Genomic DNA, 14,086 nt, shown 5'->3' with positions numbered 1-14,086 from the left:
CGGCCTCAGGCAAAAATCACTGTTCCGGCAGACCACGAAAAGATAATCCATCCTGCCATACTCCCCACGACAAAAAGGAAAATCCGATGACAAACCCACACAGCTCCCGGTTCACCACTTTACGCCAGCAACTGGATGCGTATCTGGACACGCAGACCGCGCAGGGAAAAAGCCCGCGCACGCTGGAAAGCTACCGGGAACGGCTGTTGCCGTTCGTGGACTGGTGCGAACAGCGTAGCGTCTGTTATGCCGCCCAGGTGACGCTGGTCTTGCTGGAAAGCTGGCAACGCTACTTGCGGGCTTACCGCAAAGTTGATGGCCAGCCCTACAGCCCCAACGGTCAGCGGGAACGCTTGAGCACGCTGCGGTTATGGTTCCGCTGGCTGCTGCAACGGCATCACCTGCTTTATAATCCCACTGAACAGCTGGTGTTGCCGAAGGAAGAGAAGCGGTTGCCTGCCCAGATACTGAGTGAACGTGAAACGGTGCAGGTGCTGGACAGTCTGGAGGACGGGAGTGTCTTGGGGCTGCGCAACCGGGTGATGCTGGAAGTGCTCTGGAGCAGTGGTATCCGCCGCATGGAACTGCGCCAGCTCAAACAAGGGGATATCGACGTTGAACGGGGTGCCGTGGTTATCCGGCAGGGCAAAGGCAATAAAGATCGGGTGGTGCCCATCGGGGCGCGGGCGCTGGGCTGGCTGGCACGTTATCTGACGTCGGTGCGTCCCGAACTGGCGGCGCAGCATGACAGTGGCTATCTGTTTATCTCACAAAAGGGCAGGCCACTCACGCCGGGTCACCTGACGCACATCGCCGCTAACGCCATCCGAGAGCAAGCCCAACTGGACAAACTCGCGATTGAAGTTAGAGGATTAGATATCGTTAAGGGTAGGAAAGGGGTTTTTGTGCATTTGAGCGATCAACCACTTGATATATCAGGAAGAATAGCCGGCTTTGGGAAAAATATGAAATGATATACATAAAGGTTTACTGGAAACATAATGATGAGGGTTATCCAATTGCAATATATAGTGAATTGGATGTTGATAGATATGAGGTAAGGAAAGTTGAAATTTTTCCTAATGGAAAAGCCTATTATGCTCAAGAGGATAAAACAACAGGGGATACAATATTAGGGGAGGTTCCAATTCCTTTAATAAGTGAGATAAATCAAGATACTCAATTTGAGGCTTATAATATAACCCAAGAAGAGTTTGATTCTATATGGTCTAAATGTTTTTAGTTTTATTTAATATATTAGAAGGCTAATTTATTACCCGTAGCATAGCCGGAAAGATCCCCGTGATCTTCCGGCCTTGTTTTTTTAAGAGCTGCTCATTCCCTGCCCTTAGCGGCTTTTGTAATCCCCAATCAGCTCCCGCATCCGCAGCTTAATGTCACTGATTTGCTCGCGCTGGCGCTGGTATTGCTGTTTAAGGCTGTGGGTCTCGTCGTTGTCGGGGATGAGCACCAAGCAGCCATCCATGATTTTTACGGTAACAGAGCCGCCAATCTCAAAGCCAGCTTGTTTAAGCCATTGCCCTTTAAGATGAATTGCGGGCGGTGCTTTGGCTTTGTCGTTTTGCGGGACGTATCCCACGGTGTAATAACGTTCTGTTTTGGCGGCTTTATTTACCGCGCGGTTTTGCTTAGAATGCGCCTTAGCCATCATTCAACTCCTAGTCAGTTGGTTATGGTTAGCGGTGTCGGGATGTGTCCAGCATCTCAACACCGCGTAAATGTTGACTCTTCTCTTTAGCTGCCCTTTGTTGTCCAGCGCTTCGCATCATGCATATGCAAAATACTGCTAATCACTGTCTCCACGGCCTCCACGGTCTCCCGTTCTTTCTCGTCTAACGGTGAAATCGCTTCAAACTGAAGTTTTAACCGTTCATCGGGGCCGCGTTCATCCGGCTCGAAAAGAAGCATATCTGCACTGACATTCAACGCTAATGTAATTCCCCTAAATACACCAATCGTCGGTTGATATGTTCCGGTAGCCCTCTGAGGGGGCTTCCCTATTGGGTCGGAAAACTTAAGCCAGCACTGATACCGTGCCTGTGAGCGTCGCAGGTTGCCGCTGGCAGGCTCTCTGCCGCCCACACCCGCAGAACGGCTCGGGCGATGTTCACCCGTTGCCGAAAGGGAAACCTATCACAAAATCAGGCTGTTCAGCCCATCATCGGGAACAATGGCCACTATACTGCTCTTCGGGTTGCAGCGCCAACCGTGCATCAAGGCGCAGGGCAAAAACAGCTCAAAAGTGCGTATCGATGTTGTTGAGTGGCGGGCGTGGGTGAAACAGGTAAAACGGATCTTTAATAAGCTGATAGTCAAAGGAAAAATTACCTAAAAAAGTATGACCGCACCCGAACCTGCCCTATGACCCGATAGGGCTGAAAGGTGGATTTAACCCGTATTCGTATGTCCATAACCCCACAAATCGAATCGATCCGCTGGGGCTTAATGCAGAATTAGTTGCGACGCAGGAGAAGATTAATTCCATACTTCGCGAACACCTGCCTGAAATACGTAAAATTGATCCGAATGCAGAGATCGGTTATCGAGGCAGTGCCGCGAGTGGAATTAGTAAAGCGCATGATCCAAGCATAGCAAGGCCTGTTAATTTAAAAAGCTTTGATGTGGATGCGTTTATTCAGTCCGATGTGTTAGCTAATGATAAAGTTTATACTAATAGATTCAGAGAGGGAAAAGAGATAGAGGCCATAGCTAAAATAGAGCGCTCCATTGATAAAAAGTTGAGAGCAGCATTACCTGGATTAAGAGATGAAGCTTTTGGTTTTAGAATGTATAAAACATTTGAAGTATATGAATATCGCCGAAATAAAGATATTCAAATCATGATAAATTGCAAAGGCCAATGAGATGAAAACAAAAGGAAAAATTAGTATTTTGATGCCTTTTTCTGGCTCCTTCAATGAGTTGGTCAAAGTTATTGAATTAATATTAAGATGTGATCTTTCTATTAAAGATATGGATGGCAGATATGTTGCTGAAGGCAATATAAATAAGTATAAAATCCAACTTGTTGATAAGGAAGATAGATCACTTGAAATATTATCTGATGAGTATCATACCTTGTCTTTTTATCTTTATGATAATTGTGAAAATGATATAAATGAAATTATTAATATCTTAAATAAAAATACTGTTATTTGGGATAAGGCGATATTAATTGATATAAAAGAGGAAGGTGACTACAGAGTAATATATCCACATTAATTCCCAATAAATTACTTCGCTTTTCTCTAAATAATACAATAAAGCCGGAAAGATCCCCGTGATCTTCCGGCCATGTTTTTTTAAGAGCTACTCATTCCCTGCCCTTAGCGGCTTTTGTAATCCCCAATCAGCTCCCGCATCCGCAGCTTAATGTCACTGATTTGCTCGCGCTGGTATTGCTGTTTGAGGCTGTGGGTCTCGTCACTGTCGGGGATCAGCACCAGACATCCCTCCATGATCTTCACCGTGATCGAGCCGCCAATCTCAAACCCGGCGGCCTTAAGCCATTGCCCTTTCAGGTGTATCGAGGGCGGGGCACTGGCCTTGTCGTTTTGCGGGACGTATCCCACGGTGTAATAACGTTCTGTTTTAGCTGCTTTATTTTGAGCACGGGTTTGCTTAGAATGCGCCTTAGCCATCATTCAACTCCTAGTCAGTTGGTTATGGTTAGCGGTGTCGGGATGTGTCCAGCATCTCAACACCGTGTAAATGTTGACTCTTCTCTTTAGCTGCCCTTTGTTGTCAAGCGCTTCGCATCATGCATATGCAAAATACTGCTAATCACTGTCTCCCATTCTTTCTCGTCTAACGGTGAAATCGCTTCAAACTGAAGTTTTAACCGTTCATCGGGGCCGCGTTCATCCGGTTCGAAAAGAAGCATATCTGCACTGACATTCAACGCTAATGTAATCCCCCTAAATACACCAATCGTCGGTTGATATGTTCCGGTAGCCCTCTGAGGGGGCTTCCCTATTGGGTCGGAAAACTTAAGCCAGCACTGATACCGTGCCTGTGAGCGTCGCAGGTTGCCGCTGGCAGGCTCTCTGCCGCCCACACCCGCAGAACGGCTCGGGCGATGTTCACCCGTTGCCGAAAGGGAAACCTATCACAAAATCAGGCTGTTCAGCCCATCATCGGGAACAATGGCCGCTATACTGCTCTTCGGGTTGCAGCGCCAACCGTGCATCAAGGCGCAGGGCAAAAACAGCTCAAAAGTGCGTATCGATGTTGTTGAGTGGCGGGCGTGGGTGAAACAGGTAAAACGGATCTTTAATAAGCTGATAGTCAAAGGAAAAATTACCTAAAAAAGTATGACCGCACCCGAACCTGCCCTATGACCCGATAGGGCTGAAAGGTGGATTTAACCCGTATTCGTATGTCCATAACCCCACAAATCGAATCGATCCGCTGGGGCTTAATGCAGAATTAGTTGCGACGCAGGAGAAGATTAATTCCATACTTCGCGAACACCTGCCTGAAATACGTAAAATTGATCCGAATGCAGAGATCGGTTATCGAGGCAGTGCCGCGAGTGGAATTAGTAAAGCGCATGATCCAAGCATATCAAGGCCTGTTAATTTAAAAAGCTTTGATGTGGATGCGTTTATTAAATCTGATTATTTGGCTTATAACCCTGTATTTGATAATAGACGCCGTGATGCCTATAAGATTGAAGGAATGAAAGAAATAGAGGCTTCTATAGATAAAAAATTAAGGGCTGCGCTTCCTGGGTTAAGGGATGAAGCTTTTGGTTTTAGGATTTTCAAATCACATGAAATAGATGAGCTAGCCAGAAAAGGTGATGTTTAACAAATGGTTAAATGTAAATAGGGTAAGAAGCGTGCATATAGGAAAAACAAGGTCTTTAAATATCGTTTTATTGGAAGATATTCCATTTGAAGAATTAATTCTTAAATTAGAGAAAACGTTTGATATAAACTTGCCATATCAAGATGTAAAAGGCCGTTATATTGCCAAAGCAAAATTACAAGAATTTGATATTGAAGTTGTTGATAGAATTGATCAGCTTGGTGATTTTTTATCTGATGACTATCATGTCATTTATATAATTATTGACTCCGATAAATACTTTAATTTTGAATTTGAAAATAAAGTAATAAAAATTTTAAAAGAAGGAAATATAGAGTGGAGATATGCAACTTGGTCAAAAGTAGAAGATACTGAACATTGGAGAAGAATATATCCAAGTTAAAGAAATATTAGTTTAAAAAGCCGGAAAGATCCCCGTGATCTTCCGGCTTCTTCTTTTTTAAGAGCGGCTCACTCCCTGCCCTTAGCGGCTTTTATAATCCCCAATCAGCTCACGCATCTTGAGCTTAATGTCACTGATTTGCTCGCGCTGGTATTGCTGTTTGAGGCTGTTTGTCTCGTCGCTGTCGGGGATAAGAACTAAACAACCGTCTCTAAGACCCGATAGGGCTGCTGGGCGGGGTAAATCCGTACGGGTATGTGTATAATCCGACGGGATGGATAGATCCGCTGGGATTGGCCGGTAAAGATTGTGATAAGTCCCTTAAATTATCTTCACCAAACCCAGTTCCTAAAAGCGTTAGGGGAGAATATGAAGATATAATCACAGTTCAAGGCTACATAAAGATACTGGAATTCAAAAAACGCTAGAAGATAGAAAAGGAAAAACGAATAAATTCTGGATCGGAGCTAAAGAATGGCAAGTAGTTCATTCAGGAAAAGGGCTTGACCCACACCATCGCATACTAGAACAAACATTACCAATTGGTCAAAAAATATATGGATATGTACTAAATCATGATTACGAAAAAGTCTATAAATTTCCGAGCCCTTGGTACCCCGATGGTGGTAAATATCCAGGGCACAAGTCAATGAAATGATAAACATTAAATTATTCAACAGAATGGCAATACTATGACCCACAGTAAATATTGCATATATATTAATGAGGTAGAATGCGCTATAGCCGATGATATTGACTTTTTTCACCTGAGCAATAATGAAAGAGATCATTTTGGTTTAATTTTATTAAGATCAAAAGAAATCAAGGTGCAGAAGAGTGTCAAAGTAAAAAAAGAAGACATAATTACTATATCCTATTATATCAATGAGATATGTGCATTAGAATTTGATGGTCATATAATAGACAAAGAAAATACTCTAACAAACAGTCAAGAGTTTTCATTCGTAATAAAAACTTCTGATGAGCCACCTCTTATCATTATTGCTATTTTAAAAGAGTGGGTTAAAGGAAATGATTTTATCTACTGGAAAAACAACAAGTGCATAGAAACAAAAAATCTATGGCTAACCGCGTGCTTATACTGGCAGCAAATTTTTCCACCAAAACCTAATAAAATACTTAATGTCTCACTAAGCTTAGAAGGCATCAATAATTATCTTGACTTCTTTTGCAAGCTTGGAGAAGCATTTTGGGGGAAAAGAGGATATATAGGTAGAGATTTTCACGGGTTTGATGATTTATTGGGTGATCTTAGCTATGAAAAATCAGAAATTAATATTTATATTGAAAATATGGATAAATTAAAACTTTTTTTAGAAAGAATTAGTCCTCCTGATTGTAATTACTATGATACCTTCATGGAAATTTTAGTTGATAGAAAATGTAATATTAACAAAATATAATTTTGTTAATTAGTTTTAAAGCCGGAAAGATATCCGCGATCTTCCGGCTTTTTATCATCATCCTGCCTTGTAATCCCCAATCAACTCCCGCATCTTCAATTTAATTTCATTGAGCTGCTTTTGCTGACGCTAGTAATGTTGCTTGATGCTTAAGTATCATCAAACCACCACTCATGATTTAGCGACAAGCGCCCATTTCTATGCTACACCCATGCAATTAGATGAAAATTCCAACCTCTTCTATAATCGTATAATCACTTCAGGTACTATTCTCTTGTGCCCGGACTTATCCCCGAGTAATGTAAAACACGAAACTTCTCTTGGTGGTCTGTCCGTTTTGGAAGGAAAATAAGAACATAACAAACAGCAGGCATTTTTTCGATAAGCGGCTAAAAGGGGCAGTAAAATGAGACAGAAACGACTGTTGTGCATTTTAAGTGTAATATTTACTGTTCCTCCGCAGATATCATTCGCCGCTTACACATCAGTTTTTGAGACAAAAAATTACGATATCACTATCAATGTTCGCTGCTCAGAAGGGAATGTCAGTTGTGATGATGTCGTTTTTACACTACTCAATAAGCAAAAACAGACTTCTTTAGTGATGAAGGGAAAAACCCTTAACCGGGATTGTATAACAGGAAGCTGTGATTTCTATGGATATGAATTCAAGAATAAAGGGCGGATATACAAAATTTATCAATACGGGATTTTGGATATTTCAAAAAAAGGAAAGCTGATTTCTTCGGAATCTGGCGTGTTTAGGTATTGATTATTAACGGAGATTTTAATGATAAACAAGGAAAACGGATATGCATTAATTACCATATTATGAATCTGGAAGTAAAATACTTAATAAAATAACAGTGTGTATAAAAGATCAGTGTTTATTAAAATTCCAACGTGCTTAATCTTTTTAAAACTATCAGTAAATCACGTTAGCAATCATTTTTTTCATTTATTATTTGTTTACCATCTTTTTCTATTTGTAATCAAAAAAATCACGAGTACAATTACTATACTTTTCGCCACTCAGAGTACCCTGCCAAGGTGTTCTTGATGTTGAAAAATAGAAATAGATGTCAATTTTTTATCTTGTAACCGCACTTAAGGTGTTTAATAGCAATTAAAAAATAATTGCTTACAGGTATGTGGAGTTTCCTCCCCAGTTCAAGATATCCCGCATGACATATTATAAACGCTAAAAAAATCAGACTGCCACTGGAAGTCAGGGCATCTTTTTCTGGTTGTGTTTATCAATATCGGATTATGAGGGCGGGTTCTGAGGAGTTGTGATAAAAAACAATGTTGCAGATTTAATAGTACTGAGTTGATTTTCAAGGTTAAAATTTTAAATCCGTTTTCTCATGTCAGATTTGATGATGAAGGGGTATATGATGTTTTTCCATGTTGTCAACAAAAATAATATTATCATATTTGCATTACTTTTGGGTATTGTCATTTTATTGTTATTTTTTAGTAACAAACAATGGAGCATAATTAATTATGTCGATAAACATTGTCAAATAAATACATCCTGCTTGATTGATATAAGTGAAATAACCTCTTTTGATTGGGATAAAATGTATATTATTGATAAAGGAATGGACCGTGAGGATATTGAGGATATCATCGGTACAACCTTTAATGATACAGCCAGTCTTTTTTATAAAGTTATCTTCGTCAGAAATGAAAAAGTCATTTATTCAGGGGAGTACAATCCTTCGGATGAATCTTATGAGAAAAAATTAATTAAGCCTAACTTTCATTATCCTCATGAAACGGAAGAAGATTATTTTAGCCATTATTCAATTTCTAAAGATAATGCCATTATTTCCGTTGAAATTGAAAATGAGCCACGCATGAGTGATAAAGTTTACTATAAGATTTCGCCTTCGAATGTTCAACAAGTCAGGGGAAATAGTTCTTAATCTCCCCCCTGTTTCCCCAAATTGTCTTAGCAATAAAATAAGCTGAGTACGTAGCTTAGTGCCTGTTTGTTACTTCTGCTTGGGCTGCGCTTTTTTGCCTGCATTCATACCGATTTTCTTTGTCGGCTTGCGAGTCTGTTTTTTGCTGTTTTTCTGTTTTTGAGGCGGCAGTTTGCCAGAAACGTTGTTTTTGGTGGTTTCTGATTTATTGTTTTGTTCTTGGAGGCGTTTTTCCAAATCACACGTGGTTTTGATATTTTCCAATGTTCGGGTTAACCCTGTTATCAGCCGCTTGTCTTTATCTGTCTGAGCGTATTCAAGCTGTGTTTCCAACGCTTTCTTTTTTATCTCACATCCCGCTCTATTTTGGCTTGCATAGGCGCTACTCATACTGAAAACGATCAATGCAGATAGGATCATAGTTTTCGACATCATGAAATATTCCTAAGGGTATTGATAATACTTAACCAAAATTTTATACGCTGATCTCGAATTTATCCTGAAAATAATACTGGGTTGGCAACAGAAAGGGGGCAAGAGGAGACTTTTATCTTTTTTATCGAGAATGAGGCTATAATGCACCTTTCGTTGTCTGGTCGGGCATCAGGCAAGTTATCCGTATTCTGCTCTCGGGGTTAAATTGAATGTTAAGTTATCGTCACCTATGGGATTAGGTGTTTTGATGCTATTCCATTTTAATTTTATTTCTTATTTATCAAATTGTTAGATTAAATCATATACTGTATATTGTTCCAGTGTTTATTGACGTTTTCTCACTTTTGCATCACACTGTGGGGTAATCGGTGGGGCAACAAATTGTGAGATTTGAACATGTCTACAGGTATAAACAAGCTATCGGATAAGAAATTAAGAGCGCTGTTGGGGACACGCTCCGATAGAGTAAGAAAAATATCTGATGGTGGCAGTCTGATGATTCGAGTCACAAAAGCAGGCTCTATAACTTGGATATATAAATATCGTCTAGGTGGTCGAGAGTCAGAAGCAAAATTATTAACATTAGGGAAATACCCCGATCTATCTTTAGCTAAAGCCCGTGAAATGCGCGACCAGTGTCGAACATGGTTAGCAGAAGGAAAAGACCCACAAAGAAAAACAAAGTTAGATAGGGAAAGCACCTTAAAACCAGTAACTGTTAAAGAAGCTATAGAATATTGGTTGAATGAATACGTTGATGAAAATTTGGTTTTATCTGAAAGATACAGGGAACGTTTTGAAAAACATCTTTTTCCGCATATAGGCGAAATTGCTCTTTCTGATTGTGATACTCATTATTGGCTAAGGTGTTTTTCTCTGGTCAAAAAGACCGCTCCGAGCATTGCAGGTGCATTGTTACAAATGTCTCAACAGGCTTTAAAGTTCTGCCGAGTTCGTCGATTTGCTGTTTCTCATGTACTGGAAGGTATCACGAAGCAGGATATAGGGGTTAAACAAAATAAACGAAAACGAGTTCTGACAGAAAAAGAATTGTCTGATTTTTTAAAATCAATTAATGGCAATTACTATATTCCCTACTATCAGAATATATTTTATCTATTAATTGTATTTGGCGCACGAACAGTAGAGATTCGTATGTCAAAAATGGATGAATGGGATTTAGAACAAAAATTATGGACTATTCCAGAGTGTAATAGCAAAACGAGAGAGAAAATAATTAGGCCAATCCCTGATGCAATATTTGAAAAAATAAAAATGTTAAAGCACCAAAATAGGCATTCTGAATATTTGTTGGGGGAATTAAAAGATTATACAACGGTTAGCATGGCTGGCTGTCGAGTATGGGAAAGGCTAAAACATAATGAGAAGTGGGTGCTTCACGATTTACGGCGCACATTTGCCACAATGTTAAGTGATATGGGGATCGCCCCGCACATTGTTGAGTTACTGCTAGGTCATACTTTAGGTGGTATTCTGGCAGTTTATAACCGAAGCCAATACTTACCAGAGAAGCTAGACGCTTTAAACAAATGGTGTGAGCGGCTTGATGTATTGGCGGGTAACTATGAGAATGTGGTTATATTAAAAGCAGCTCAATAATAGGAATGAGTTTGATTGCGAATATGATAATTGTGATATATATGTAACAAATGTGGCTTACTTCCGTAATAATTTCCATTAAGTAAAATACCCTCACAAAAACAATTAAACAGTGAGGGTAACATGACTATTCAATACAGCACTCCGACACCTGAAGAACGCCGCTCTATCCTTTCTGAATATGGCGAACCTTATGATCGTCTGATCCGTGAAAAGGAACGCCAGCACATTACCTCTATTTCCAGAACATCAGCATGGAAACTGGAAAATGAAGGCCGCTTCCCTGCCCGTAAGCCATTAGGCCGCAATTCCTGCGCTTGGTTGCTCAGTGATCTACTGCACTGGGTACGTAATCCGCCAACCGTAGAAAATATAAATAATCCGTATAGCCGTAAACCTACCAATTAAAAATAACACTATGGAAAAATTAACTGCCTTAATTGGCAGTGGTCAAATTCACCCTAAAAGCAGCTTAATTTTTGGGAATAGTTGGTGTGATAGTAGATATTAGCTATATAGATTCTTTGATGTTAAGTAACCATCAATTTGAGAGACAACCCTCTTTAAGAGGGTTAATTGATTATTCAGGCTTAAATGATGCTTTGGCTTTGCGCTGGCGGCGTTTGATCTCACCTTGTAGTGCGGTGACAATAAACTGTGCTGTGCTTTCACCTTCTTCTTTCAATACTTCTATAGCTTCGACAACCTCATGTGGTGCTCTAGCTTGTATCTTTTGTGATTTTTTATTTATGTGGTCTCTTGTCATATATGGGTTCTCATGTCTTATATGGAATCCAGTATACACAGAAAAAACAACAAATAAACACTTGAACTGGAATCCAGTTGGTGCTTATACTGGCATCCAGTTGAATGTTGTAGCATTCAAAAATAACAAAGCCCAACAGTGTTGTAGCACTAGCTGGGCTTCTAACCACAACATTATCGGAGCTAATGCTATGGCTGACATACAGTCTAACCAAACTCGCCCTAAATTTACATGTCTAATTACGTCAGGCAATCAACGACTGATAGATATTCACTCCCAACGCCTTATCTCCGTTCTAGCGGATATTTCCTCCCTGATATTCGTTTCCCGTCAGGAGGTGTACCGTGGGTAAAAAAACACTTTCATTAAAACAGGCAGAGTATCGCACGCAATTAGCGGCTTCTGTTTTCACGTTCATTCTCGAAAAGTCGCCGGAAGAATGCACCATTGAACTTAATAACTTGATCTTGCTGGCGCGTGATATCAATCAGGAAATACAGCAGGCACTGTTGAAACATATGCCACAACCCTTGTTGCTGACATTGTTAGGTTATGTGACGAACAGACACCAGAAAGCGATACCGTTAGATCAGGCCATGTATCGGGCAGGATTAGCCATATCGTTATTTGAGGTGATTCTTGACCAAATCGGCAGAGATTGTTCAGAAGAACTGCGCGATCTGCTGGCGCTGGCTTGTGATTTTAATCAAGACGTCTATTACGCACTGTGTGCGGCTGTCTATGGGGAGGAATAAATCATGAGCCAACATTCTTCACGGCCTAAAAACCCTACGGAAACCCGCCCAATAGAAGTTATCCGAACTGTGAAAAAATCAGCCATGAATCACTGGCAAAGCCTGTTGCCAGCCTGTGGCGTTGATGTTCCCGCAAAAGGTAAACATGGCGCTTGCCCAATATGCGGTGGTACTGACCGTTTTCACTTTATAGACGATAACCATCACGGCGACTGGCATTGTCGCCAGTGTGATGAACCGAATCACGGCGATGGTCTGGATTTAGTGGCAAGAGCTAAAGGTATCACTATTCTGGCAGCGGCTAAGCAGGTTGCTGATGTTTTGGCAATACCATTACCTGAACCCAAACCAGCTAAAGAGCAGCCCCGAACAGTAAAACCCATTGCAGAACGGATCGCGGTGCTGGTGGAAAAGTCGATGAGGGGAGAATCACAGTATTTGGTGAAAAAGGGGCTGCAACATCCCAACCAGCGGTTATTACAGAATTCGCTATTGCTGGTAACTCAGACACTGGACGGCACAATCACTGGTGCTCAGACTATCAAGTCGAACGGTGAAAAGCACCTTGTCTCCGGCACACGGAAGAAAGGGAGTGTTATTCCGGTATCTGAAATTACCGGAGCGCCTGACACCATCATCATTACAGAAGGTTACGCGACAGCGCTCACTGTCAGTCAATTATATAAAGGTGTGGTACTGGCCGCCATTGATGAAAGCAATTTACTGAATGTTGCTGAATTAGTCAGAACGCGGTGGCCTGAATCGAAAATTATTCTTGCGGCTGATAATGACTGGCATAAGCAAGAGGAAAAGGACAAAAACGGAAAACTCAAAAAGAACGTCGGAAAAATTGCCGCTGAGAAAGCCGCCAAAGCTATCAATGGTTGGGTAACACTGCCACCGACAGAGAATAAGGCCGATTGGGACGATTATCGCCAGCATCACGGTATTAAGGCAGCAAAGCAGGCATTCAGCAACGGATTATATCAGATTGGAGAGAAAAAACTCATGGAAGCAGAAGCGGCAGTGATCCACGAAACTAAACCCAAAAAGGCCAATAACAATCTGGCACAAATGGCAGCCAGTCAACGCGGGGCATTGCTGGTTGATCATTACAGCAAAGTCGCGGTCAATCCTGAAAGCGAAGCAGTTTATCACTATAACAGCACAACATGGGAAACCGTATCGGATAATGAGCTGCGTCGCGCAATGGTGACAATCTTCGACCAGCACGACACCCCTTATAGCCCAAACGGGATAAACAACGCTATCTGTGCCATGAAATTACAAATTCCGGTCATTGGCGAACAACGACCGGATTTAATCGGGTTCAGCAATGGCGTGTATGCGCTATCGACACAACAATTTACCCCACACCAGCCGGAACACTGGCTAATGAATCATAACGGCATTGCATTCACACTGCCTGTTGTCGGTGAAAATTTACCAGACCATGCCCCTGACTTTTATCGCTGGTTATCCCATGCAGCGGGGCAGAATGAAAATAAAATGAATCGTATCAAAGCTGCCCTGTTTATGATTCTGGCAAACCGTTATGACTGGCAGTTATTTATTGAAGTAACAGGTGAAGGCGGCAGCGGTAAAAGCGTGTTTACTTATATCGCTACCTTATTAGCGGGAGAACACAATACTGCCAGTGGCAATATGAGAGCGCTGGATGAAGCGAGAGGCCGTTATCAGTTTGTCGGCAAGAGCTTAATTACACTGCCCGATCAGGTTAAATATGTGGGTGAAGGTGCAGGCATTAAAGCCATTACAGGCGGCGACCTAATTGAAGTTGACGGAAAATATGAGAAGCAATTCTCTACCATCATCAAAGCCGTGGTATTAGCCACCAATAACGAACCCATGAGTTTTACCGAACGTAACGGTGGCATTGCACGGCGGCGAGTGATATT

At 41.4% G+C, this 14,086-nt stretch carries 21 protein-coding genes and 2 pseudogenes; 17 read left to right on the top strand and 6 right to left on the bottom strand.

Translation table 11 applies throughout. From position 1 onward, the window contains the following. Positions 1-86 precede the first annotated feature (86 nt). Positions 87-974: a tyrosine-type recombinase/integrase gene (locus BM100_RS21145; RefSeq protein WP_092514539.1), complete on the top strand. Its 888-nt coding sequence runs from the start codon at positions 87-89 to the stop codon at positions 972-974. Continuing rightward, entirely contained in the window at positions 971-1,243 is a 273-nt protein-coding gene (locus BM100_RS21140) for a DUF6881 domain-containing protein (protein ID WP_092514537.1), read from the top strand. The genes BM100_RS21145 and BM100_RS21140 overlap by 4 nt, the downstream gene beginning before the upstream one ends. A gap of 105 nt (positions 1,244-1,348) precedes the next feature. Here BM100_RS21140 and BM100_RS21135 read toward each other — a convergent pair whose 3' ends face one another. After that, positions 1,349-1,669 (bottom strand): SymE family type I addiction module toxin, encoded by a 321-nt coding sequence (locus BM100_RS21135; RefSeq protein ID WP_092514535.1) that lies wholly within the window; start codon positions 1,667-1,669, stop codon positions 1,349-1,351. Positions 1,670-1,755: 86 nt separating this feature from the next. Then, positions 1,756-1,995 (bottom strand): annotated as a pseudogene (locus BM100_RS21130) (helix-turn-helix domain-containing protein); the annotation flags it as partial. 79 nt (positions 1,996-2,074) lie between these two features. Here BM100_RS21130 and BM100_RS23330 point away from each other — a divergent pair. The 3 genes from BM100_RS23330 to BM100_RS21120 all read left to right on the top strand — a co-directional run bounded on the left by BM100_RS23330 (position 2,075) and on the right by BM100_RS21120 (position 3,243). Continuing rightward, complete coding sequence (locus BM100_RS23330; protein ID WP_169924797.1) at positions 2,075-2,353, top strand: hypothetical protein; 279 nt, start codon at positions 2,075-2,077, stop codon at positions 2,351-2,353. Positions 2,354-2,642: 289 nt separating this feature from the next. Then, positions 2,643-2,885 carry a hypothetical protein gene (locus tag BM100_RS21125; protein WP_092514533.1) on the top strand — a complete coding sequence of 81 codons (243 nt, stop codon included), beginning with the start codon at positions 2,643-2,645 and terminating at the stop codon, positions 2,883-2,885. A 1-nt stretch (position 2,886) separates the two neighbouring features. Beyond that, positions 2,887-3,243 carry a hypothetical protein gene (locus tag BM100_RS21120; protein ID WP_092514531.1) on the top strand — a complete coding sequence of 119 codons (357 nt, stop codon included), beginning with the start codon at positions 2,887-2,889 and terminating at the stop codon, positions 3,241-3,243. Between the two features lie 104 nt (positions 3,244-3,347). Here the strand turns inward: BM100_RS21120 and BM100_RS21115 are convergent, their stop codons facing one another. Next, positions 3,348-3,662, bottom strand: coding sequence for a SymE family type I addiction module toxin (locus BM100_RS21115; protein WP_092514529.1), 315 nt, complete (start codon positions 3,660-3,662; stop codon positions 3,348-3,350). A gap of 86 nt (positions 3,663-3,748) precedes the next feature. Continuing rightward, a complete protein-coding gene (locus BM100_RS21110; protein WP_244590736.1) occupies positions 3,749-4,078 on the bottom strand; it encodes a hypothetical protein in 330 nt (109 codons plus the stop codon). Between the two features lie 88 nt (positions 4,079-4,166). On the opposite strand from BM100_RS21110, the gene BM100_RS23325 reads away from it, so the two are divergent. The 7 genes and pseudogenes from BM100_RS23325 to BM100_RS21080 all read left to right on the top strand — a co-directional run bounded on the left by BM100_RS23325 (position 4,167) and on the right by BM100_RS21080 (position 8,591). Then, positions 4,167-4,328 carry a hypothetical protein gene (locus BM100_RS23325; protein WP_175494994.1) on the top strand — a complete coding sequence of 54 codons (162 nt, stop codon included), beginning with the start codon at positions 4,167-4,169 and terminating at the stop codon, positions 4,326-4,328. 289 nt (positions 4,329-4,617) lie between these two features. Beyond that, the gene (locus BM100_RS21105) at positions 4,618-4,833 is read left to right on the top strand and encodes a hypothetical protein (RefSeq protein ID WP_092514527.1); all 216 of its coding nucleotides are present in this window, start codon (positions 4,618-4,620) and stop codon (positions 4,831-4,833) included. After that, positions 4,826-5,236 (top strand): hypothetical protein, encoded by a 411-nt coding sequence (locus BM100_RS21100; RefSeq protein WP_244590735.1) that lies wholly within the window; start codon positions 4,826-4,828, stop codon positions 5,234-5,236. Before BM100_RS21105 ends, BM100_RS21100 begins: the two co-directional genes overlap by 8 nt. Positions 5,237-5,451: 215 nt before the next feature. After that, a pseudogene (locus BM100_RS23970) lies at positions 5,452-5,538 on the top strand (RHS repeat-associated core domain-containing protein); the annotation flags it as partial. A gap of 390 nt (positions 5,539-5,928) precedes the next feature. Then, a complete protein-coding gene (locus BM100_RS21090) occupies positions 5,929-6,660 on the top strand; it encodes a barstar family protein (RefSeq protein ID WP_092514525.1) in 732 nt (243 codons plus the stop codon). Between the two features lie 406 nt (positions 6,661-7,066). Beyond that, positions 7,067-7,432, top strand: coding sequence for a hypothetical protein (locus BM100_RS21085; protein WP_092514523.1), 366 nt, complete (start codon positions 7,067-7,069; stop codon positions 7,430-7,432). Positions 7,433-8,054: 622 nt separating this feature from the next. Next, on the top strand, positions 8,055-8,591 hold the full coding sequence (locus BM100_RS21080; RefSeq protein ID WP_244590734.1) for a hypothetical protein: 537 nt from the start codon (positions 8,055-8,057) through the stop codon (positions 8,589-8,591). A 69-nt stretch (positions 8,592-8,660) separates the two neighbouring features. Here the strand turns inward: BM100_RS21080 and BM100_RS21075 are convergent, their stop codons facing one another. Continuing rightward, positions 8,661-9,026, bottom strand: a complete 366-nt coding sequence (locus BM100_RS21075) for a DUF1090 family protein (protein ID WP_092514519.1) — start codon at positions 9,024-9,026, stop codon at positions 8,661-8,663. A 396-nt stretch (positions 9,027-9,422) separates the two neighbouring features. On the opposite strand from BM100_RS21075, the gene BM100_RS21070 reads away from it, so the two are divergent. Both BM100_RS21070 and BM100_RS21065 read left to right on the top strand, forming a co-directional pair. Further along, entirely contained in the window at positions 9,423-10,646 is a 1,224-nt protein-coding gene (locus BM100_RS21070) for a tyrosine-type recombinase/integrase (protein ID WP_092514517.1), read from the top strand. A 123-nt stretch (positions 10,647-10,769) separates the two neighbouring features. After that, entirely contained in the window at positions 10,770-11,054 is a 285-nt protein-coding gene (locus BM100_RS21065) for a helix-turn-helix transcriptional regulator (protein ID WP_092514515.1), read from the top strand. Between the two features lie 172 nt (positions 11,055-11,226). Here the strand turns inward: BM100_RS21065 and BM100_RS21060 are convergent, their stop codons facing one another. Further along, positions 11,227-11,412, bottom strand: coding sequence for a YlcI/YnfO family protein (locus tag BM100_RS21060; RefSeq protein WP_092514513.1), 186 nt, complete (start codon positions 11,410-11,412; stop codon positions 11,227-11,229). A 190-nt stretch (positions 11,413-11,602) separates the two neighbouring features. Between BM100_RS21060 and BM100_RS23320 the strand changes: the two genes are divergently transcribed. The 3 genes from BM100_RS23320 to BM100_RS21050 form a co-directional block, all read left to right on the top strand. Continuing rightward, entirely contained in the window at positions 11,603-11,764 is a 162-nt protein-coding gene (locus BM100_RS23320) for a hypothetical protein (protein WP_169924798.1), read from the top strand. Beyond that, on the top strand, positions 11,757-12,167 hold the full coding sequence (locus tag BM100_RS21055) for a hypothetical protein (RefSeq protein ID WP_092514511.1): 411 nt from the start codon (positions 11,757-11,759) through the stop codon (positions 12,165-12,167). Before BM100_RS23320 ends, BM100_RS21055 begins: the two co-directional genes overlap by 8 nt. Before the next feature lie 3 nt (positions 12,168-12,170). After that, positions 12,171-14,086 (top strand): toprim domain-containing protein (locus BM100_RS21050; RefSeq protein ID WP_092514509.1); only part of this gene is annotated, 1,916 nt, incomplete at its 3' end.

The sequence above is a fragment of the Xenorhabdus mauleonii genome, assembly GCF_900113945.1.
Classification (GTDB): Bacteria; Pseudomonadota; Gammaproteobacteria; order Enterobacterales; family Enterobacteriaceae; genus Xenorhabdus; species Xenorhabdus mauleonii.
The sequence above is the reverse complement of the archived record's forward strand: the minus strand, read 5'-3'. Positions and strand labels throughout refer to the sequence as shown.